Genomic DNA, 21912 nt, shown 5'->3' on the forward strand with positions numbered 1-21912 from the left:
TCAGCCTTCCGGGGTAATCAGGATGTTGCCATAAGCATCGACGGTGCCGACGTGGCGGGTCTCGATCAGCGTGGTCGAATCCATCTCGGTCACGATCGCCGGGCCAGAGATCACGTCGCCCGCTTCCAGCTTCGACCGGTCGTAGATCACTGCGGCGTGCTGCGCGCCGTCCATCCACAGGCTATGGTCGCGCAGCTTGGCTTGGCTCGGATCGCCATCGCCCCTGGATAGGGTCAGCGCCGGCAGCTCGAGCGCGCGGCCGGTGGCGACCGCGCGCAGGTTCACCAGCTCGTGCTCGGTATCCATGTTGAAGGTGAACAACCGCAGATGCTCGGCGTCGAACCGCCCGGTCAGCACGGCCAGACCGTCGCGTTGCAAGTCCGCAAGCGACACCGCCATCGGCACCTCGAACGCCTGCCCCGAATAGCGCACGTCGACCTCGAACCCGGTCTCGATCTCGTCCGCGGCGATACCGTCGGCGATCAGTTCGTCGCGGACCTGAGCTTCCATTTCGGTCAGCGTCGCGATCACTTCTTCGGCGCTGGTCTCGCTCAGCCGCTTCGACAGCGAGCGTGCGGTCTCTGTGCGCATCCGCGTCGTCGCATCGCCGAGCGCGCACAGCACGCCGGGGCTGACCGGCGAGACGGCGGGATAGCTGCCCATCAGCCGCGCGACCGCGTTGACATGGAGCGGCCCCGCCCCACCGAATCCCATCAGCGCGAAGCCGCGGGGATCATAGCCCTGCTGGACCGAGATCATCCTGAGCGCGCCGAACATGTTCTCGTTGACGATGTCGATGATCCCGCGCGCCGCCGCCATCAGTTCGATGCCGAGCGCGTCGGCGATCGTCTGGACGGCGCGGGTCGAAGCCTCGCGGTCGAGCTTGAACGATCCGCCCAGCAGGTTTTCGGGCAGATAGCCGAGCACGACATTGGCGTCGGTCACCGTCGGCAGCGTGCCGCCCTTGCCATAGGCGGCCGGCCCCGGGACCGCGCCGGCGCTCTGCGGGCCGACGCGCAACGCTTTCGTCAGTTCGGGTACATAGGCGATCGATCCGCCGCCGGCGCCGACGGTCTTCACGTCGAGCGACGAGGCACGCACCGACAGATGACCGACCTCGGTGGTGCGGACGCGGCGTGGCTCGCCATGCTCGATCAGCGCGACATCGGTCGAGGTGCCGCCGACGTCCAGGGTCAGGATGTTGTCGAGCCCGGCGTTCTTCGCCACCCAGAGCGCGCCGGTCACACCGCCGGCGGGGCCGGACATCAGCAACGAAACCGGATGTTCCTCCGATTTCTGGCTGGACATCAGCCCGCCATCGGATCGCAGCAGCGACAGCCGCCCGGTCATCTCGACCTTTTCCAGCTTGTCGCGCAGGTTGCGGACATAGCGCCCGACCAGCGGACGCACCGCGGCGTTGGCGACGGTGGTCAGCGTACGCTCATATTCCTGCATCTCGGGGAGCACGACATGGCTCATCGAGATCGGCACATCGGGCATCACCTCGGCGGCGATCGCGGCGACGCGGCGCTCGTGCTCGCCGTTCAGATAGGCGTTGATGAGGCTGATCGTCAGCGCCTCGATCCCCCGGCCCTTCAGCACCTCAAGCTGCTGGCGAATATCGCCATCATCGACCGGGCGGACTTCGCGTCCCTCGGCGTCCATCCGCCCCTTGATCTCGACCGTGTCCTCCAGCTTCGCCAGCGGCTCGGGCTTGGGCCAGACGATCCAGCCGGCCAGGCCGCCGGGCACGAAGCTGCGCGCGATCTGCATGATCTGGCGATAGCCTTCGGTGGTCACCAGCCCGACCTGCGCGCCCTTGCCCTCCAGCATCGCGTTGGTCGCGACCGTGGTGCCGTGCAGGAAAAAGGCGATCTCGGTCGGCGAAACGCCGGCCGACGCGCACAGCGCCTCGACCCCGTTCAGGATGCCTTCGCTGCTGTCATGCGGCGTCGACGGCGTCTTGTGTCGCCAGAAATCACCGCTCGCATCGTCGAAGAGCAGCAGATCGGTGAACGTGCCGCCGACATCGACACCCAAGCGATACCCCATTGATCAATCCTTGATCGCGCCGACGAAGCTGATGGGGGGCAGCTGCCCCTTGAGATAGACCGGGTCGCGCTTGCCACGGACCAGCTTGTCCTTGGCGAACCCGGCGTCGATGAACGCCTGATCGTAATCCAGGCTCTTGAACCCGGCCGAAAACGGCTCGTTCACATTGTTGCCAAACCAGCTCATCAGCAGATTCTCGAACGGGTCGGACGCATAGGATGCGCCGCCATCGTGCAAGGTCAGGCCACCGGGCGCGAGCAGGCGATTGGCTTCCTTGAACAATCCCCGGATCACCGGCTGCGGGCATTCATGCGTGACGAGCATCGACACGACGATGTCGAAATAGCCGTCCGGGAAGTCGGTCGCGGTGCCGTCCTGCTGGCTGAAGTGGATCGCGGCACCAAGCGACTCGGCGCGGCCATGCGCATAGCGCACCTGCGGCGCTCCGATATCGATGCCATGCACCTCGGCGTCGGGAAAGGCTTCCTTCCACGGCACGGTGGTGAAGCCCGGACCACAGCCCATGTCGAGGATGCGTTTCGGCTTCAGATCGGGATAGGTTTCCCGGACGAACGCCGCCATCGCCACGCCCAGGCCGTCGTTGCGCGCACCCAGCCCCCCGAACGAGAAGACGTGGACCCCGCGATCATAGAGCGCGCCGGCAAAGGTATCGTCCTCGCTCAGCTCGGTATGGAAATTGCCGGGCATCACGTGGATATCGACCGAGTCGATATAGCGCGGGATCGGCAGCTCGGGGTTGGTGCGCAGCGTGCCGAGATCGTCCGGCTTGGGCTTGGCCGCCGCATCGAGCGTGTCGAGCTGGCGTTCGACGCTTTCGCCGACCGTGTCCCACAGCAGTTCCTGCGCGGCGCGGCCGATGACGTTCGATCCGCGGTAGTAGAAGCTTTCTTCCATCAGCGCCTTGGCATCGCGCACCGTTTCAGGCGCGCGGCCGTGCCTGGCTTCATAGGCGGGGCGCTGGCGCTGGTTGTAGACGGTGCGCATGCCGGGAAAGAGATCGACAGTGAACATCTTGCGCAGGCTCGACACGAACGCATAGCGCGCCGCCTCGTCATGCGTTTCGGATGGCAGCAGCGCGTGGCGTTCCTGGAACATGATCGGCTTCCTTCAGGCGAGGGCGGACAGGCCGACGGACTCGACCGCGGCTACGATGACATCATGATCGACCTCGGGCATCCCGCCCGAAATCGACGCCGCGCCGATCGTCAGGCCGTCGCGCTGGACCACCACGCCGCCACCCAGCGGCACGAACGCGCCGCCGGTCGCGGCGGTGATCGCGGCGACTCCGCACGGATCGACGAACGTCTTCTGGAGCGACCACGAGCTGCGGCCGAAACCCAGCGCCGAACGCGCCTTGCCAAGTGCGGTATCGACCCCGAAATTCCCCTGCGCGTCGCTGCGCATCGCCAGCCGGATGTGGCCGCCGGGATCGGTGACGACGACCGACATCACCTTCACTCCCCGCTTCGGCCCTTCGGCCAGCGCGAAACGGGCGATCTCGGTCGCGAGGTCCAGGGTCAGCATTCTTCGATCACTTTCTTGGCAGGTCCGTCTGTGGCGGCGGCGTCGCGTTCCTCGGTGATGACGCGCAGCACGCGCTTCAGCATCGCTTCGCGACTCGCCTCGCGCGCGGCGTGGCGCTCGGGGGTAAGTTCATAGGCCTCGATGGCCGCGGTCGTGATCGTGCCACCGAGTTCGGCGACGGCTTCATGCGTGTCGAGCCGATCCCGCAACGCGGATACTTCGGACATCAGCGCGACGAGCATCATCATCACCGCGTCGACATCGCTCGGGTTGAGATATTCGGGGCGGGACTGACCGCGCGCGAAACGGCGGCGAGGCTTGCGGGAGGAAGCGTCGATCATGGCCATCATCATGTCCGCATCGGCGACGGGGCGGCAATCACGGCATCGTCAATATCCGCTATCCGGTGCATCATGGAAAAGTCCGCGCCAGCCAAGCGGCAATATCGGCGGCGAGCCGCTGCTTGTTCTCGCGCAAGCCGTGGGTGCCGTCGGGGTAACGCAACGTGTCGAGCTTGCCACGATAGGCGGCTGAGAATTCGCGGATGAAATCCGGGCTCATCAGCGGATCCTTCGCGCCGGTGATCGACAGGCCGGGCAGGCTGAACTCGCGCACCCGCGCGGTGTGGACGGTGCGCGCCTCGGGCGCGTTGTTGTCGAGGAACGCGCGCGCGCTCATCAACCCGATCGCCACATCCATGTCGCGGCCCTGGGCGGCGGCCGCGCGCGCCATGGCCACGTCGCGGTCATATTGGCCGGGTGGTGAATGGTCGCGCGCATAAGTCGGGCTGTCGCGGGTCGGCGCGATATAGATGGTGCCGACCACGCGCGGGTCATGGGTGGCGGCGATATAGGTCGACAGCCAGACGCCACCGTTGGAATGGCCGGCGAGCACCACCCGGCGGGCACCCAGCACCGCCGCCTTGTCGACCCATTTGCCGAGATCCTCCGTCACTTCGGAGAGGCGGGAGGATTGGAAGCCGGCAACTCCCGAAATCCGCATACCCGGCGCGATCGCGACATAGCCGCGCTGCGCCAGCCGCCAGCCGATCCAGTGGGTCGACGACTGGATGGTATCCCCGACCCGGCCCGAGATCAGCAGCACGACGGGTCGCTGCGGGTCCGCACCGGCCGCGGGCGCATAGCGCACGCCCTGCAGTATCCGGCCGCCGCCGGTGGTCACGTCGACCACGTCCGTCGTCACCGCGGGGCGAACACCGAGACCCTGCCCGGCGAGCCAATCGGCGATGGCGTCGCTCGCCCTGTCTTCGTGGCCGCCGAACGCGCCCTTATCGCCGGGAAAGCGCACGATGTCGGTCTTGCCGGCGGTTGTCAGCCGGTCCGACGTCGATCGATCGCTGCCGCTGACCAGCGCCAGCGTGGGCAGCGACAATTTGCCGAGCAGGGCGAGGTTGCGTGCCTGCGCGGCCGGGCTCCACAATTCCATGAAGCCCTCGGCCGGCTGCACGAACACGCCATTGCCGACCCACGGATCGGTCGCCGGCGTAGCCCCCCGCCCGGGCTCCAGCGTCTTGGGATACAGGCCGCGCCCGCTCGCGACCGACGCCTGCGCCCGCGCGGCCCGTGCGTCGTAATCCGCGCCGGACAGCCCCGCCCGCGGAAAGCCCCGCAAATTGGTCGTGGGATTGATCAGGACCACAGCCTTGACCCGCCGTTCGCCGCCATTGTCGATCAGGCGATCGGGCTGGGTGGCCAAATAGTGCGCGGCGACGATCGCGCCGTAATTCTGCCCGGCAAGGACGAAATCCTCATACCCGCTCATTTCCAGGTAATCGAGGCCCGCTTTCACCGCCCAGACCGTGTCGGCGAAGCGGACGGTGGTGAAATCATGCTCGAGCTTTCCGTAAAGGCTGAGCACCGTATAGCCCCGCGCCGCCAGCCGCTCGGCGGCGAAGCGACTGGCCTGCCCTGCCTCCAGCGGATGCGCGCCCGGCCCGGTGGTGAGCATGACGATGGCAGGTCCGTGGATATTGGCCCCACCGGCCGGCGTGAACAGCACCGCGGGCGTGGTCACCCGGCCGCCGCCCGGCGCCTCGATCTCGCGCCCCGGCGGATCGCTCGGCAGCTGAAGCACCTCGATCTTGACGCCGGGCGTCGCGGCGTCCGCCGCGGCGGGAATCAGCAGCAGGATCGCCAGCACGTAGCGGATCATCGTCGTTCCTTTGCAATCGCCGAGCAGACTGCCGCCGCCGCGGCCAGACACGACGCCGCGCAAAACGAACAACCGCCATTCGGAGGTCGTGCCCACGCCGGATTGCCCCACGGGCTCGCACAGGATGGGCTGGCGAGGTAGGATGACGGGCGGAGGCGGAGACGAGCGCGATGACGGACAACGGGACCTTCGCGACCACGCCCCGCCTCACTCGCGGGGCCATGATCGCTTGGGGCATCGGTACGCTCGGACCGGTCACCGTGCTGACCGCGACCAACGCGCTGCTGCTGCGCTTCCTGACCGACAATTACGGGCTGGCCGCGGGCCTGGCCGCGACGCTGATCGCGGTCAGCAAATTCTACGATGCGTTCGCCGATGTCGCGATGGGGATCGTCAGCGACCGCACGCGCAGCCGCTGGGGCCGGCGGCGGCCCTATCTGATCGGCGGCGCGGTGCTGCTCGCGGTGTCGCTGCTGGCGATCTTCGCCGCGCCGAACTTCGCCGGGGAGACCGCGCGGACCGTCTACATGGCGCTGATCCTGATGTTCTACGCCACCGCCTACACGATCTTCAATGTGCCCTATATGGCGATGCCGGGCGAGATGACGCGCGATTACCACGAGCGCTCCGAACTGATGCGCTGGCGGGTCTACGGGGTCGGGATGGCGATCCTGATCGCGAGCGCGATCGGGCCCAAACTGCTCGACTGGTTCGGCGGCGGCGGCGATGCCTATGCCAAGATGGCGATGGTCTTCGCGCCGATCATCATCCTGGCGGGCATCGTCGCCTTTGCCGGCACCGCGCACGCGCCGTCGACCGAACGGTCCGTGACGCATCACGGCATCGGAGAACAGATCCGCTCCGCGGCAGGCAACCGACCGTTCCTGGTGCTGATCCTGGTCAAGTTCATCACGCTGATGTCGCTCGGGGTGCAATCGATCTTCCCGTTCTTTTTCCAGCGTATCCTGGCTGTGCCCAACGGCGTGCTGGGCACCTATTTCCTGTACCAGACGTCGATGTTCCTGATCGCGCCCTCGCTGTGGCTGTGGTGTTCGCGGCGGTGGGGTAAGAAGCGCACGTTCATGGCGGCGCTGGCGCTCAGCCTACCTGTGTGGCTCAGCTGGATGCTGGCGGTCCAAGGCGAGCCGTTGTGGATGGTCTATCTGCGCGGCGTCGTCATCGGCATCAGCGGCAGCGGCGTCATCCTGATGGGCCAGTCCATGCTGCCCGACACGATGGAATACGACCATCTGCGCACCGGCCTGCGCCGCGAAGGCGTGTTCGCCGCGCTGTACACGACCGTGGAAAAATTCTCCGGCGCGATCGGGGTCGCGCTCGTCGGTGCGCTGCTGGGCGCCTATGGCTATGTCCAGTCGCGCGGCGGCGCGGTCGACCAGCCCGCCAGCGCCCTATGGGCGATCCGCATCGCCATGGCCTATGTTCCCGCCGCGATCACGCTGGCGGGGATGGCCGCGCTCGCCTTCTACGACCTCGACGAGCGCAAGCTTAACGAGACTATTGCGGCGGCTTGATCGACAGCGAGACATAGCCGCACGGGCCGACCCGCCCGCCATGACCGACCCGGGCATCGACATCCTCGAACAGCAGCACCGATCCGGGCTTCATCGCGGCGCTGAACTTCGCCGTCTTGAAGGTGAGCGATCCGCCCAGCAGCACGAACATCTCCTTGTACGGCGCAGGGTGGAGCGGCAGGTCGACATCGGCCGCGCCGATGAAGATCTGCACCGCGCGGTCGCCGCCCCGGGGCAGATCGAGCACGCCCAGCTTCTTGCCCGTGTCGAGCAGCGGCACGATGCGCGCCGGAATCCGCAACGGTTCCACCGCGGAGTCGCCATCGGGCCCGGTATAGACGCGGTAACCGTCCAGATATTCCAGGTCGGTGGTGAACGCCGTCGTCGGCGCGCAGACGACGCGTTTGGCCTTGGCGGTCGCCGGCGTGGCGGTCGCCAGCGCGATCGAGAGGCCGGTCGACAGATATGCGGCAGTGCGGGCCATGAGTCTTCTCCTAACGAAACGGTCGTATCGCCGTAGATGCGGCCAGGCGGGCGGGTATGTCGCCATCATCGGCCGACATCGCGACCGCGTCGGGCCTGAGCGCCTGCGCCCGGTCGTCATATATCGACAGCGGCTTGTCACGGTCGCGGATCAGGGCGATCGGCGTCGTCACCCCGCGCAGTGCCTCGACCGCATCCTCGTCCAGCGCGGCATGGATCAAATGGGCGTAGCTGGCGCGGGTGCGCATCACGTCCATCGTCCAGCGATGCAGCGGCCGGGCCGAGAAATCGGCATCGACCCGGCGCAGGCGCTCCAGCCGCCTGTCGTACCAAGGCCAATAGATCTGCGAGTCGCGCAGCATCAGCCATGTGCGATACCAGTGCGCACCATCCGCCTCGATCGCGATCGGCGGCGCATAATGCGCGCGCAGCTCGGCGCGCTCGGCGGCATCGGGCAAGGCGATGCCCTGCAGGACCGTCATGGCCACCCGTCCGGGCTGGCGGCCTGCCAGCGCCAGCGCCACCGACGATCCGAACCCGATGCCGTACACGCTTGCGGACGCGATACCCAGCGTGTCGAGCAGCCGCCCCGCGGCGTCCGCCAGCCGGGCGAGCGTCGGCGGCTCGTCCCATGGCTCCGATTCGCCATGACCCGGCAGATCGGGCGCGACCACGAAGAAACGCGCCGCGAGGGCGGCGATCAGTGGCTCGGCCTGCTCCGCCGAACCCGGCGCATCATGCAGCAACAGCAGCGCAGGCGCCGACCGATCGCCGGCGTAGCGCAAGTGGAGCTGCCCTGCGCCGCCCGCGACGAACTGGCGGGCGATCGTCGGCGCGGGAACCAGCGCATCGCCGTGCATCGGCGCGGGGCCATCCGCGCCGAATCGGACGAACGCCTGCGCCGTCAGGGCACGCTTGCGCTCCTGCAAATTGCCGATCGGCACGATCGTCTGGCCGTCGCGCAGGGGCGGAAAACGATCGAGATGCGCGTGGAGCATGTCCGTCTCGGTCGCGGTGAACACCGCCGGCACGGTCAGCGCGCCGACCGCCGCGACGGCGCCCGCGCCATAGAAGCTGGCGGCGCGATAGGCCGGAACATAATGCTCCGCCGCCTCGAAATACATCGAGACCCATAGATGCGTGCTGTGCGGCGGACTGAGGTCATGGGGGTTGAGATGGGCCGGCACCCGCTCGCACCACGGGAACCAGGTCGACTGGTCGCGGAACCGGGTCCAGCTGTCGGCATAATGGCCGCCCAGATCGCTCAACGGCAGGGTACGGAAATAGTCACCGAAATAGGCGTCGCATTCGGCGTCGGTGAATGCGGGGACGCCGTCCAGCACCAGGCCGCTGACCCGCTCGGGATGGCGGACGCCCAGTTCCAGCGCGATCGCGGCCCCGGTGTGCGTGCCGAACACCGGACAGCGCGGCATCGCGATCGCCTCCAACGTCTGTGCCATCGCGTCGGCCAGATCGGCCACCGTCATCGTCGCGAGCGGCAACGGATCGGACAGCCCGAACCCCGGCGTGTCGAACGCGAAGACGGTGTGATCGCGCGACAGGTACTCGATCTCCTTCATCAACAATCGCGCATTGGCGGGCGACGAATGGATCAGCACCGACGGCGGACCATCGCCGGCGCGAAGATAATGCACGCGGCGGTCGCCGACCTGCAGGAAACGTCGTGCGATGCGCCGCGATCCGCTCATGATCGGGCAACGGTGCAGCCGGGTCGGTTCATACGCTCTTCGTCCTGACTGGTCTCGAACGGGGATGCTGGTCCCGCTTCCTTGGCCGATAATTCGCGGAATATCCGCCACCCGCCAATCGGGTAACGCTCGGCGGAGCGATCCGCGCGCCGCCGCGTGTTTTAATCACGCCCCGACCGAGAGCGTCGTTTCGAGAGTACCGGGTTTTCGTACCGAACGCTCCTGCAGAACAGATGGGGAATGCTATGTCCGACCGGGCGGTCGAAACCGAGAATCAGGCCCGTATCTGCCGCATCACCTGCGGCTGGAAAAAGCCGGAGCTGCCGCTGGATGCGGTGCGCCGCTACTGGCGCGACGTGCACAGCCCGGCGATCGCGCGGCGGCCGGGAATCTGGGAATATCGGCATTACCAATTCGATGCGGTACGCCCAATCTTCACCGATCTGCCCGGCGTCGAACAGACATGTCCCACCGATGCGCAGCTGATGTGGTTGTCGGATGTCCGTTATGCCGACGACGATGCGCTGGCGATGTTCTCCGCCGACCCGGACCCGGAAGTGCGCGGGCAGCTGCTCGGCGATATCGACCTGATCGTCGACCAGAGCACGACCTACAAGGCGGTCGACGCCATGGCCGTCACTCTGGTCGATACCAGCGCGCTGGTCCCGCCGCAGGGCTCCCCGCCGCTTCCCGCGTTCGGCCTGTTCTTCCGCGCGCGCGGCGACGAGGGACCATTCCGTGCGGCGATGCGCGACATCGCGGCGCGCTGGGCCGCCGCGCCCGGCGTGGTCCGGCTGCGCCTCAGTCTGCTGGAAGCGCCCGACGTGTCGGCCGAACGCGCCGCGGGCTATCCGATCAAGACGCATCCGCCCGAGCGCCAATATCAGGCGTGGATCGACATCGCGCTGGCGAACGCCGACGTGATCCTGCCGACCGAAGGCCTGGCAGAGCAGGTGGGCGCGCTCCACGCCTATCCGATCGCCGCCAACTACACGTCGAACTATGCGGGCAAGCCGACGTTCGTCGGCCTGCGCGGCTTTCCTGCCTGGGACGCGCTGACCGCGATCGGCGGATACAATCAGGCGCAGGAGCCGATCATGCGCTGGATGTTCGGCGAGCGGGCGCAGGGCGTGACGCTGGAGCCGGTCGCGCGATGACCGTGTCCGAAACGCTGGCGCGGTTCCTGCACGCGACGACCGTCCCCGACGACGTGCTGCACGAAACCAAGCGGCTGATCCTCAACCAGCTGAAGGCATCGGTCGGCGCGGCAGACCACCCCGCGATCCGTATCCTGCACGATTGGGCGACCGAACATGGCGGAACCGGCGCCAGCGTCCACTGGCTCGGCACCGCCACGACCCCGCAGTCTGCAGCGATGGTCAACGGCGCGCTCTACGAAGTGCTGGATTTTCACGACACCTACATCCCGTGCTTCATGCACGCCGTGTCGGCGGTGCTGCCCGCCGTGCTGGCGCTGGCCGAGGCACGCCGGAGCAGCGGCGCCGACCTGCTGCGCGCATTGGCGCTGGGGATCGAGGCCGAACTGGCGGTCGCGACCATCCTGATGCCGACCGGCTATTATCGCGGCGCGGTGCCCGCCGGGCTGACCGGCGGAGTCGGCGCGGCGGCCGCGTGCAGCGTGCTGGCCGGACTGGACGAAGCGCGCATGGTCCATGCCCTGGGCATCGCGATGTGCACCGCGTTCGGCCTGTACGCCTCGGTCGGCAGCATGACGCTCAGCTACATTACCGGCGCCACCGCGCGCAGCGGCCTGTCGGCGTTCGAGCTGGCGACACGCGGCTTCACCGCGCCCGCCACCGCGTTCGAGGGCGACCGCGGCATGTTCCAGGCGCAATGCGACGAGGACCGCGCCAAGATCGCCCCGGCGCTGGCGACGCTCGGCCGCGAATGGCGGCTGTTCGGCCAGACCTACAAGGTGGTGCCGACCGAGACGATCACCCACGGCCCGGTCGAATGCGTGCTGGCGGTGCTTCCGCGCGCCGCCGGTCGCACGGTCGATCGCATGACCTTCCACGTCAATCCGCTGGTCCAGTCGATCGCGGACGAGCGCCGCGACCGCTTCGGCGCACCGTCGAGCGAAAGCGAGGCGACGTTCGACCTGCGCCATTGCGCCGCCGCCGCGTGGCTTGCCGGCTATTTCACTACCGCCCAGACCGCGCCGGCCTGTTACACCGACCCGGCCGTGCTCGCCTTGCGCGACCGGATCGGCCTGATCGCCGATGACGCCCGCGCGACGTTCGAGGGGTGCGCGCTCGACGTGCGTTTCACCGACGGCAGTGTCGAACGCCACGACATCACCTATTTCCTGGGCACGCCGGGCAACCGCGTGCCCGATGCGATGCTGGGCCGGTTGTTCCGCGACTATGCCGGCGCGCTGCCGCCCGGCCGGGCCGACACGATCATCGATACCGTCTGGACGCTGGACCGATTGCCCGACGTCCGATCGCTGACCGATTTGCTGAGGATCGACGCATGACTCTGGTGAACCTGCCCGGCGGCGAGACGATCTGGTACAAGGTGACCGGGGACGGCCCGCCCCTCCTCCAGATTCACGGCTCAGCCTTCGGCCACCGCAATTTCGAGCATCTGACGCCGCTGTGCTCGGCGGATTTCGCGGTCATCGATTTCGACCTGCCCGGCTATGGCGAAAGCCGCGGCACGCCCCGTCCGGGCGGCATGCAGGGCATCGCCGACCTGGTCGCCGAGTTGATCGAGGCGCTGCCCTACGACCGCGTCAGCATCCACGGCACGTCGTTCGGCGCGATGATCGGCCTGACGCTGGCGGCGTCGCGGCCCGACCTGGTCGACCGGCTGGTGCTCAGCTGTTTCCTGGCGCGCTACGACAATGCCGCGCGGATGATGCGCGCCACGTGGAAACGGTGCGCGCGCGAACAGGGCATGGTCGCGGTCGCCGACCTGACCTCTGTCGCCGGCTTCGCGCGTGGCTTCTATGACCGTCCCGACGCCGAAGCGGTCCTCCAGTCGATCCGCGACGCCAACAGCAAGACCCAACCAGAGGCGTTCATCGCCGGCACCGAGACGATCGAACGCACCGACCTGTCGCCGCTGCTGCCCAGGATCACGATGCCGGTCCTGCTACTGGCCGGCGCCGAGGACAATATGACCGCTTTCGACACGGCGCCGTCGGGGTTCGGGCTGCGCAGGATCAGCGAGGCGCTGCCCCAGGCCGAACTCCACGTGATCCCGGAAAGCGGGCATTATCTGGTGATCGAGCAGCCCGAAGTCGCGGCGGCGAAGATCCGCGCGTTCCGCAACCGATAGGCGGAAAGACGGGTCCGCCCATCGCCGCCTCCCATGCCGCGGCGACGGTGATCAGCCGCCCCTCGTCACCCATGCGGCCGGCGAACTGCACCGAAAGCGGCAGGCCCGCCGCCGAGAGCCCGGCCGCCATCGCCAGCGCCGGGTGGCCGGTGACGTTGAACGGGGTGCGCGCCTGCAGCATGTAGCTGCGCGCGATCTCGGGCGGATCGTCGATACGACAGGCGGGTTCCATGCCGCTGGCGGTCAGCAGGATGTCGACCCGCTCGAACGCGGCATTCACGGCGGCGGTCAGCGCGATGCGCCGACGATGCGCGAGGGCCAGCGTCTCGGCGGTCGTGAAGGCACCGGCCAACAAAGCCTTGCGGGTCAGCGCCGAGTAGAGCTCGGGCCGCCTGCGCAGATCGGCTGCGTGGAAGGCGAACCCCTCGCTTTGCAGGATCACGCGGTTCACCAGCGCGAAGTCGCCGAGCGGCGGCAGCGTCACCTCGACGGCGCCGAGCGCTGCCGCGGCGCGATCGAGCGCCGCCGACATTTCCGCACTCGCCGCCATGTCGCGCGCATGGAAATGCCGGACATAACCGACCCGGCCGATCTCGCCGGCCGCGGCGTCGATGCCCAGTGCGGCGGCGGCCAGCGCCATGTCCGCGACGCTGCCCGTCAAAAGCCCGACATGGTCGAGCGTCCAGGCCAGCGGCACGACTCCGTCGAGCGGCAGCACGCCGCGCCCCGGCTTCAGCCCGACGACGCCGCATGCGCTGGCCGGGTTGCGCACCGATCCGGCGGTGTCGGTGCCGATCGCCAGCGGCACCAGCCCCGCCGCCACCGCCGCGCCGGCGCCGGATGACGACCCGCCGGGATGATGACCGCGGTTCCACGGGTTGCGCGCGGGCGGAAAGGGCAGGTCGAAGGCCGGGCCGCCGATCGCGAATTCATGCGTGGCGAGCTTGCCGAGGATCACCGCGCCGCCCGCGCGCAGTCGCGCGACGACCGCGGCATCGCACATGGCCGGCGCATCGCTGGTCAGCCGGGAATGGCAGCGGGTCGGCAGCCCTGCGACGTCGATCACATCCTTGATGCCGACAGGCACGCCGTCGAGTGGCCCGAGCGATGTCCCCGCCGCCCAGCGCCGCGCGGACGCCGCGGCGGCGGTGCGCGATCCCGTCCGGTCGATCGCGACGAAGCTGTGCAGACCGCCATCAATCGCGTCGATCCGATCGAGCACGCTGTCGAGCAACGCGGGCGGGGTGAGCGTCCCGGCGGCATAGGCCTGGACGATCCGCGTGATCGACCGACGGCCCTCGGCGGTTCCTCCGCGCGGATCGGGACCCGCCGGTCCGCGCTCCACGAGGCAGACCGCGCCTGCGTCGACAGGCGGGTCGACACGCGAATAGACGGACGGAAACGCGCGCACCGCCGCGGCCTGTTCGTCGGCCAGGCCTATGGCCGCGATCGCCTCGCTGGGCGGCACGCGGGCGAGACCCGCGGTCTCGATTCGGTCGTCGATCGTCATGCTACCTCGTCCGCGACACCCGTTATGCGATCAAGCGACCAGGCCGGACTGGCATATCCGACGCGTGCACTCGATGCACGACACCGATACCGCCACCGGGATAGTGCCGCTGCAATGACGCCAGATTTCACCGATATCCGCGAGTCTGTTCAGCGCCTATGCGCCGACTTCCCCGGTCCGTACTGGCAGGAAAAGGATCGCGACCGCGCCTATCCCACCGAATTCGTCCGCACGCTGACCGAGGCGGGGTTCCTGTCGGTGCTGATCCCGGAGGAATATGGCGGTTCCGGTCTCGGCCTGGGCGCGGCGACCGCGATCCTGGAGGAAATCCATCGGTCGGGCTGCAACGGCGGCGCGTGCCATGCGCAGATGTATGTGATGGGGACGCTGCTGAAGCACGGATCGTCCGAGCAGAAGGCGATATACCTGCCCAAGGTCGCCAGGGGCGACCTGCGTTTGCAGGCGTTCGGCGTGACGGAACCCGCCGCCGGCACCGACACTACACGCATCCGCACCGTCGCGCGGCGTGACGGCGATGATTATGTCGTATCGGGTCAGAAGATCTGGATCAGCCGCGCCGAGCACAGCGATCTGATGGTCCTGCTGGTCCGCACCACCCCGCGAGAAGATGCGGCGCGGCCATCGGACGGCATGAGCGTGCTGCTGGTCGACATGCGCGAGGCGGTGGGCAACGGGCTGACGATCCGGCCGATCCGCACGATGCTGAACCATGCGACGACCGAGCTGTTCTTCGACGACCTGCGCGTTCCCGCCGCGAACCTGATCGGCGAGGAGGGCAGGGGCTTTCGCTACATCCTCGATGGGATGAACGCGGAACGCATCCTGATCGCATCGGAATGCATCGGCGACGGCCGCTTCTTCATCGACCGGGCGGCAGCCTATGCCAGCGACCGCAGCGTGTTCGGCCGCGCCATCGGCGAAAATCAGGGCGTCCAGTTTCCGATCGCCCGCGCGCATGTCCAGCTGTCCGCCGCGGCGCTGATGGTCGACCAGGCGGCCGCGCTGTTCGACGCCGGCAGCCCTTGCGGGACCGAGGCCAACATGGCCAAGATGCTGGCGTCGGAGGCGAGCTGGTACGCCGCCGATATGTGCGTCCAGACGCATGGCGGGTTCGGCTTTGCCGAGGAATATGACATCGAGCGCAAGTTCCGCGAGACGCGATTGTACCAGGTCGCGCCGATCAGCACGAACCTGATCCTCAGCCATGTCGCGACCCACGCGCTGAAACTGCCCAAGTCGTTCTGATGGGTCCGCTGGACGGTATATTGGTGGTCGCGCTCGAACAGGCGGTCGCGGCCCCGCTATGCACGATGCGGCTGGCCGAGGCGGGTGCGCGGGTCATCAAGATCGAGCGCGCCGAAGGCGATTTCGCGCGGGGGTACGACGATGTCGTCCATGGCGAGAGCGCCTATTTCGTCTGGCTCAATCGCGGCAAGGAAAGCCTGGTCCTCGACATCAAGCAGCCCGAGGACGCCGCGCTGCTGACGCGGCTGCTCGCCCGGGCCGACGTGTTCGTGCAGAATCTCGCGCCCGGCGCGGCGGCACGATCCGGGTTCGGGTCGGCGGCGTTGCGCGCACGACATCCGCGGCTCATCACGGTCGACATCTCGGGCTATGGCGAGGATGGCCCCGCGGCGAGCATGAAGGCCTATGATTTCCTGATCCAGTGCGAAACCGGCCTCGCCTCGATCACCGGCGGCCCGAACGAAGCCGGCCGGGTCGGCGTGTCGGTCGCCGACATCGCCTGCGGGATGAACGCCCATGCCGCGGTGCTGCAGGCGCTATATGCCCGCGAGGCGTCGGGCGAAGGTGCCGCAATCGCGGTGTCGCTGTTCGATTCGATAGCGGACTGGATGGCGGTGCCGCTGCTCCACCAGGATTATGCCGGACGCGCGCCGCGTCGCGCCGGGCTGCACCACGCCACGATCGCGCCCTACGGTGCCTACCCCTGCGGCGACGGGCGGCAGGTGGTGCTGGCGATCCAGAACGAGCGTGAATGGCGGGGGTTCTGCGCGGGCGTGCTGGGCGACGCCGGCATCGCCGACGACCCGCGCTTCGCCGGCAACGCGCTGCGTTGCGCCAACCGCCCCGCGCTCGATGCGGCGATCGACGCGGTGTTCGCGACCCTCGATGGCGCGGCGGTGATCGCACGGCTGGCCGCGGCGGGCACCGCCTATGCCTCGCTCAACGATGTCGCCGATCTGTCCCGCCATCCGCAGCTCCGCCGGGTGGAGGCCGCCTCGCCGACCGGCCCGGTCGCCCTGCCCGCGCCGCCGGTACGATGGGCGGGAGTGGTCGCGACGGCGGGCGCGGTCCCGGCGATCGGCGGCGACAGCGATGCAATCCGCGCCGAGTTCGCGCCATGACCGCCCTCGCCCACCTTCGCGCGACGCTTGATATGCTGGTGGTCGACTGGCTCGGCGTGGACGAGGATCGCGACATCGTCCAAGGCCTGCTCGACCTGGCGGAAGGAATCGCCGCCGACCATTTTCTGCCGCATTACAAGCTGACCGATGCGCAGGAGCCGCGGCTGGAGGCGGACGGCGTCCATGTCCATCCGGCGATCGCGCCGGCGCTGCGGTACTATGCCGATGCCGGGCTGTTCGCCGCCGGCTTCGCCCCGGACCTTGGCGGCATGGGATTGTCCGCGCTGCTCGGCTCGGCCGGCTTCGCGCTGTTCGCCGCCGCCAATATCGCCACCGCCGCCTATCCGATGCTGACCGCCGCCAATGCGCGGCTGATCGCGACGTTCGGCAGTGCCGAACAGATCGACGTTTTCGCCCGGCCGCAAATCGCCGGTGCCTGGTTCGGCACGATGTGCCTGTCCGAACCGCAAGCGGGTTCCAGCCTGGCGGACATCCGCACCCGCGCGACGCCGGACGGCGAAGACGCGCTCGGCGCACGTTATCGCCTGGCCGGCAACAAGATGTGGATCTCGGGCGGCGACCAGGACGTCTCGGACAATATCGTCCACCTCGTTCTCGCCAAGATCCCCGGCCCCGACGGGGCGCTGCCGGAAGGGACGGCCGGCATATCGCTGTTCATCGTCCCCAAGCGGCTGCCCGACGGGACGCGCAACGACGTTGTTGTCGCCGGGCTGAACCATAAGATGGGCTATCGCGGCATTCCCAATTGCCTGCTCAATCTGGGCGAGGAAGACGGGGCAGTCGGCTGGCGGGTCGGTGCCCCCGGCCAGGGGTTGCGCCAGATGTTCCAGATGATGAACGAAGCGCGGATCGGCGTCGCGACCGGCGCGGCGGCGCTGGCGATGCGGGGCTATGCGCTCAGCCTGGATTATGCGCGCGACCGTACCCAGGGGCGCGAGGTCGGTGTGCGCGGCGGGCCGCCGGCGGCGATCATCGCCCATGCCGATGTCCGCCACATGCTGTTGCAGCAAAAGGTCTATGCGGAGGGCGCGCTGGCGCTGTGCCTGTACTGCGCGGCGCTGGTCGATGCCGAGGAAGAGGCGCTGCTCGGGCTGCTCACGCCTGTGGCGAAGACCTGGGCGTCGGAATTCGGTCTCGCCGCGAACGACCTCGCGATCCAGATTCACGGCGGTTATGGCTACACACGCGATTTCGACGTCGAGCAATTGTGGCGCGACAACCGGCTGAACCCGATCCACGAAGGCACCACGGGCATTCAGGCGATCGACCTGATCGGCCGCAAATTGCTGCGCAGCGACGATGACGCCTATGCGATGCTGCGCGCGCGGATCGACGCCACCGTCGCCGCGGCGCAGGACGATGTGGACCAGTGCGTCCCCGCTCGGGCGGTCGCGGACGCCTGGACACGCATCGATGCCACGCTCGCGCGGCTGCGCGACCATCCCCGGGCAGCGCATGACAACGCCACCGCCTTCCTGCGCGCGTTCGGCCATGCGACGGTCGGCTGGCTATGGCTCGACATCGCGCGCGCGTCGGCGGGCGACGATGCGGCCGCGGCGGGCCGACGCCACGCGGCGCGCTATTTCGCCGCGCACGAATTGCCGCGCGTCGCCGCCTGGCTCGCTCCGGTCGACGCGCGCGATGCGCTCGCCGCGGAGATGCCGGACCACGGCTTCTGATCTGCCCGAATAGCGGGGGGCGAGGGCGAGCTGGTTGGTAGTCGATCCCCGCGCGCGCCAGATGCACCCATGTCGACCATCGCCCCCGCCCCGGACCGCACCATCGCCAGCGATCTGAGCGCCCTGCTGGGTGCCGACCGCGTCGAGACCGGCATCGGCAAACGCACCTTCTTCGCCACGGATCTCAGCCGGCGCGGCCCGCCCGCCGCGGTGGTGGTGCGCCCCGACGACGCGCAGGGGGTCGCAGCCGCGGTCAAATTGTGCACCGACCACGGCATCGCCGTGATCCCGCGCGGCGGAGGTTTCTCCTATACCGGCGGTTATGTTCCGGATCGGGACGACAGCGTCATATTCGACCTGCGCGGCCTTGACCGCATTGTCGAGATCAACGCCGACGACATGTACGTGGTGGTCGAAACCGGCTGCACCTGGCACCGCTTGTACGAGGCGCTGAAGGCCAAGGGCCTGCGCACCCCCTATTTCGGGCCGATGTCGGGGTATCGCGCGACCGTCGGCGGGGCGCTGAGCCAGGGTTCGTTCTTCCTCGGGTCGTCACAATATGGCCCGGTCGCCGAATCGGTGCTGGCGGTCGAGGTCGCGCTGGCCGACGGCACGTTGCTGCGCACCGGCTCCTGGGGCGGCGATGCCCGGGCTTCGCCCTTCTACCGCAGCTATGGCCCCGATCTGACCGGCATGTTCCTGGGCGACACCGGCGCGTTCGGCTTCAAGACGAAAGCGGTGATGAAGCTGATCCCGTTCCCCGCGCATCAGGGGTACGCCAGCTTCGCCTTTGCCGACGAAGATGCCGGCGCGGCGGCGGTGTCGGCGATCGCCCGCACCGGCATCGCCGGGGAATGCTATCTGTGGGACCCCTATTTCGTAAAGGTCATGGCGACCGCCACGACCGGCCTGGCCGAGGATCTCAAGATCCTGGCGGGTGTGGCACGCGGCGGCGGATCGAAGGCGCGCGGGCTGTTCAACGCCGCCCGCCTGGCCGCCGCGGGCAAAGCCGTGTTCGACGGCGACATCTTCATGCTCAACGTGACGGTGGACGATCCCACCCGTGCCGGAGCGGACGCCCGGATCGCGCTGCTCAAGCAGATCGCGGCGGCGGGCGGCGGGCGCGAGATGCCGGCCTCGGCACCGATGGCGATGCGCGGCACGCCGTTTATCGATTTCAACACGCCCGAACGCCGCCGCCCGCAACGCAGTCTGCCGACCCACGGCCTCGTCCCGCACTCGCACCTGCCCGCGCTCAGCCGCGAGGTGCGCGCGCTGCTGGACGGCCGTCGCGCCGCGATGGAGGCGCACGGCATCGACGTCGGCGTGATCTATTTCGGTGTCGGCGCACAAGCGGCTTGTCTGGAGCCGGTGTTCTACTGGGACGATCAGCAATATTTCCACCACGATCGCATCGCCGAGCACAGCGACCTCGGCGCGATCGACGGACATGGCGCGACGCCGGCGGCGACCGATCTGGTGATGGCGATCCGCAAGGAACTCGTGGCGCTGTTCACCGCCCATGGCAGCGCGCACGTCCAGATCGGCAAATCCTATCCGTGGCTGGCGACGCGTAGTGCGGCGGCGGTCGACGCGGCCAAAGCGGTGAAGGCCGCGCTCGATCCGCAGCGGCTGGTCAATCCGGGCTCGCTCGGCCTGTGACCCACGTCGTGACACCCGCATAACGGTCGTCGCGTCGCTCTTGCGCATCCCGCATAGCGTAGATGTGATCCTTACCGAAATCGCATGTCGCACGACATGGATCGGAGGACGCGATGGAAATCCAGCAGCTACGCCATCTGATCGCCGCGGTCGAACACCGCAATCTGCTGAAAGCGGCGGACAAGTCGTACATCTCGCAGTCTGGCCTGAGCCGCAGCCTCAAGAGCCTGGAGCAGCGGCTCGGCGTGCCCTTGCTCGTGCGCGGTCCCAAGGGTGTCGAACCGACCATCTACGGCCTGACCGTGATCCGCCGTGCCAAGGTGATCCTGAACGAGGTCGCACGCTCGATAGAGGAGGTGCGCGCGATCGAGCACGGCCGCATCGGTGAAACGCATTTCGGCATCACCCAGAATTATGCCAATTACCTGATGCCCGAACTGCTCGCGGCACTACATGCCGAACGGCCCGGCCTGCACGTCAAGGTGGTCAGCGACGGCTTCCTGGAACTGGTCAAGATGGTGAAGACCGAAGAGATCGACTTCGCCTTCGGCCTGATCGGGCGCATCCACCACAGCGACGGCATCGTCATCGAACCGTTGATGGAAAATCGCTCGCGCGTCGTCGCGGGCAGCCATCATCCGCTTGCCGGCAAGCGCGACATCACCATCCAGGACCTGGCGGGCGCACAATGGGCGATGCTGTCGAGCGAAAGCGTCCAGCGCGGGTTCGGGCTGTTCTTCGAAACCCGCGGGCTGCCGGTCGCGCCGCAGATGCTCAAGAGCAATTCGATCGCGCTGATCCGCCACGTGGTCGCCGAATCCGATGCGCTGACCATCCTGCCGCAGGAAGTGGTGCAGCCGGAAATCGACTCGGGATCGCTCGTCGCGCTCGATTGCCAGACGCCGGTCGAACGCACGCGCATCGGCCTGATCTTCCGTGACGGCGGGCTGATCACGCCGCAAGCCGAAGTGGTGGTCAACCGCATCCGCGCCGCGATCGCCGAACGGGCGACGAAATACGATCTGTTGGAAAGCGAAGCCCTGCAATGAACGCGATCGACGCCTATCGCCGCACCTTGACCTCACGCGGTGCCGAACCGACCGCCTGGTGGTATCTCGGCACCACCACCTTCGCCGCGGAAGGTCACCCCGAGATCATCGTCAATCATGTCGAGACGGTGATGCTCTACCGGGCCGAGCCGCTCGATGCAGGGGATCCGGCGGACGGCGCGTTCCGCGTGCCGTGGTGGGAGATCGGGGTGTTCCGCGACGCTATCACCGGCGAGGTCGCGGGCGATTGGACCAATCCGCTGACCGGCGAAACGCTGGCGGGCGCGCGCACCTTCGAGGAAGGACCGTCGGGCTATACGATCCGCCCCGATGGCGCGGGCGGGAACGGGGGCGTCATCCTGACCGATGCGATTCAGGCCTTCGCCGCGCTGGACAAGGCGACGATCACCGTCGCCGAAACCGACGGCCGTGTATGCGTGACCCAGATCGAGGAAAAGGTCCGGTCCTTCCCGGCGCGCGAAGGTATCCCCGACCTCGATCAGGGGCAGGGAACCCGGTCGCGCACGGTGCTGCAATGGTTCGCCGACGCCGCCGACCTTGCCGGCGATGCGCCGAGCGTGCCGTCGACCGGTGTGTACAGCTTCACGATCGGAGCGCCGCCGTGGCTGGGCATGGGAGAGCGGCCCGGCATATTCTCGGTCAAGGGACTGATGCACAAGGCGCCGCTCGACACGCCGCTCAACCCGCGCGGCTGGGCCGACCTGAAGCGGCTGTTCCCGCGATATTTCGACGGCGACACCATCCTGCCGCGCTGGACGTGAAGCGGCTCCCGAGCGGCGACGCGTCC

The 21912-nt window shown here is 68.2% G+C and carries 18 protein-coding genes; 10 read left to right on the forward strand and 8 right to left on the reverse strand.

Annotation, left to right across the window (positions count from 1 at the left end; genetic code table 11):
* The 5 genes from VF592_RS06250 to VF592_RS06270 all read right to left on the reverse strand — a co-directional run bounded on the left by VF592_RS06250 (position 1) and on the right by VF592_RS06270 (position 5769).
* Positions 1 to 2052, reverse strand: coding sequence for a hydantoinase/oxoprolinase family protein (locus tag VF592_RS06250; RefSeq protein ID WP_331004750.1), 2052 nt, complete (start codon positions 2050 to 2052; stop codon positions 1 to 3).
* Between the two features lie 3 nt (positions 2053 to 2055).
* A complete protein-coding gene (locus VF592_RS06255; protein WP_331004751.1) occupies positions 2056 to 3168 on the reverse strand; it encodes a class I SAM-dependent methyltransferase in 1113 nt (370 codons plus the stop codon).
* 12 nt (positions 3169 to 3180) lie between these two features.
* Positions 3181 to 3597 carry a heme-binding protein gene (locus tag VF592_RS06260; RefSeq protein ID WP_331004752.1) on the reverse strand — a complete coding sequence of 139 codons (417 nt, stop codon included), beginning with the start codon at positions 3595 to 3597 and terminating at the stop codon, positions 3181 to 3183.
* Positions 3591 to 3938 carry a hypothetical protein gene (locus tag VF592_RS06265; RefSeq protein WP_331004753.1) on the reverse strand — a complete coding sequence of 116 codons (348 nt, stop codon included), beginning with the start codon at positions 3936 to 3938 and terminating at the stop codon, positions 3591 to 3593. The genes VF592_RS06260 and VF592_RS06265 overlap by 7 nt, the downstream gene beginning before the upstream one ends.
* Before the next feature lie 70 nt (positions 3939 to 4008).
* Positions 4009 to 5769, reverse strand: a complete 1761-nt coding sequence (locus VF592_RS06270) for an alpha/beta hydrolase (RefSeq protein ID WP_331004754.1) — start codon at positions 5767 to 5769, stop codon at positions 4009 to 4011.
* Between the two features lie 170 nt (positions 5770 to 5939).
* Between VF592_RS06270 and VF592_RS06275 the strand changes: the two genes are divergently transcribed.
* Positions 5940 to 7301 (forward strand): MFS transporter, encoded by a 1362-nt coding sequence (locus VF592_RS06275; protein ID WP_331004755.1) that lies wholly within the window; start codon positions 5940 to 5942, stop codon positions 7299 to 7301.
* On the opposite strand, the gene VF592_RS06280 is transcribed toward VF592_RS06275, so the two are convergent.
* Together VF592_RS06280 and VF592_RS06285 are read right to left on the reverse strand one after the other, a co-directional pair.
* Positions 7285 to 7785, reverse strand: a complete 501-nt coding sequence (locus VF592_RS06280) for a hypothetical protein (protein WP_331004756.1) — start codon at positions 7783 to 7785, stop codon at positions 7285 to 7287. The two genes, VF592_RS06275 and VF592_RS06280, sit on opposite strands and share 17 nt — an antisense overlap.
* Positions 7786 to 7795: 10 nt before the next feature.
* A complete protein-coding gene (locus VF592_RS06285) occupies positions 7796 to 9493 on the reverse strand; it encodes an alpha/beta fold hydrolase (RefSeq protein ID WP_331004757.1) in 1698 nt (565 codons plus the stop codon).
* A 245-nt stretch (positions 9494 to 9738) separates the two neighbouring features.
* Between VF592_RS06285 and VF592_RS06290 the strand changes: the two genes are divergently transcribed.
* Genes VF592_RS06290 through VF592_RS06300 form a run of 3 tightly spaced genes read left to right on the forward strand, consistent with a single transcriptional unit; the run spans position 9739 to position 12796 of the window.
* The gene (locus VF592_RS06290; RefSeq protein WP_331004758.1) at positions 9739 to 10650 is read left to right on the forward strand and encodes a hypothetical protein; all 912 of its coding nucleotides are present in this window, start codon (positions 9739 to 9741) and stop codon (positions 10648 to 10650) included.
* Complete coding sequence (locus VF592_RS06295; RefSeq protein WP_331004759.1) at positions 10647 to 11990, forward strand: MmgE/PrpD family protein; 1344 nt, start codon at positions 10647 to 10649, stop codon at positions 11988 to 11990. Before VF592_RS06290 ends, VF592_RS06295 begins: the two co-directional genes overlap by 4 nt.
* The gene (locus VF592_RS06300; protein ID WP_331004760.1) at positions 11987 to 12796 is read left to right on the forward strand and encodes an alpha/beta hydrolase; all 810 of its coding nucleotides are present in this window, start codon (positions 11987 to 11989) and stop codon (positions 12794 to 12796) included. The genes VF592_RS06295 and VF592_RS06300 overlap by 4 nt, the downstream gene beginning before the upstream one ends.
* Here VF592_RS06300 and VF592_RS06305 read toward each other — a convergent pair.
* Positions 12681 to 14306, reverse strand: coding sequence for an amidase (locus VF592_RS06305; protein ID WP_331004761.1), 1626 nt, complete (start codon positions 14304 to 14306; stop codon positions 12681 to 12683). The two genes, VF592_RS06300 and VF592_RS06305, sit on opposite strands and share 116 nt — an antisense overlap.
* 114 nt (positions 14307 to 14420) lie before the next feature.
* Between VF592_RS06305 and VF592_RS06310 the strand changes: the two genes are divergently transcribed.
* From VF592_RS06310 to VF592_RS06335, 6 genes are all read left to right on the forward strand, one after another.
* The gene (locus tag VF592_RS06310) at positions 14421 to 15572 is read left to right on the forward strand and encodes an acyl-CoA dehydrogenase family protein (RefSeq protein ID WP_331004762.1); all 1152 of its coding nucleotides are present in this window, start codon (positions 14421 to 14423) and stop codon (positions 15570 to 15572) included.
* Positions 15572 to 16693, forward strand: coding sequence for a CaiB/BaiF CoA-transferase family protein (locus tag VF592_RS06315; protein WP_331004763.1), 1122 nt, complete (start codon positions 15572 to 15574; stop codon positions 16691 to 16693). The genes VF592_RS06310 and VF592_RS06315 overlap by 1 nt, the downstream gene beginning before the upstream one ends.
* Positions 16690 to 18393 carry an acyl-CoA dehydrogenase gene (locus VF592_RS06320; protein ID WP_331004764.1) on the forward strand — a complete coding sequence of 568 codons (1704 nt, stop codon included), beginning with the start codon at positions 16690 to 16692 and terminating at the stop codon, positions 18391 to 18393. The genes VF592_RS06315 and VF592_RS06320 overlap by 4 nt, the downstream gene beginning before the upstream one ends.
* Positions 18394 to 18462: 69 nt before the next feature.
* Positions 18463 to 20055 (forward strand): FAD-binding oxidoreductase, encoded by a 1593-nt coding sequence (locus VF592_RS06325; protein ID WP_331004765.1) that lies wholly within the window; start codon positions 18463 to 18465, stop codon positions 20053 to 20055.
* Between the two features lie 113 nt (positions 20056 to 20168).
* Positions 20169 to 21104, forward strand: a complete 936-nt coding sequence (locus VF592_RS06330; RefSeq protein ID WP_331004766.1) for a LysR family transcriptional regulator — start codon at positions 20169 to 20171, stop codon at positions 21102 to 21104.
* The gene (locus VF592_RS06335; protein ID WP_331004767.1) at positions 21101 to 21886 is read left to right on the forward strand and encodes a hypothetical protein; all 786 of its coding nucleotides are present in this window, start codon (positions 21101 to 21103) and stop codon (positions 21884 to 21886) included. The genes VF592_RS06330 and VF592_RS06335 overlap by 4 nt, the downstream gene beginning before the upstream one ends.
* Positions 21887 to 21912: the final 26 nt, after the last annotated feature.

Origin of the sequence: Sphingomonas sp. (assembly GCF_036388435.1) — a bacterium.
Lineage (GTDB): Bacteria > Pseudomonadota > Alphaproteobacteria > Sphingomonadales > Sphingomonadaceae > Sphingomonas.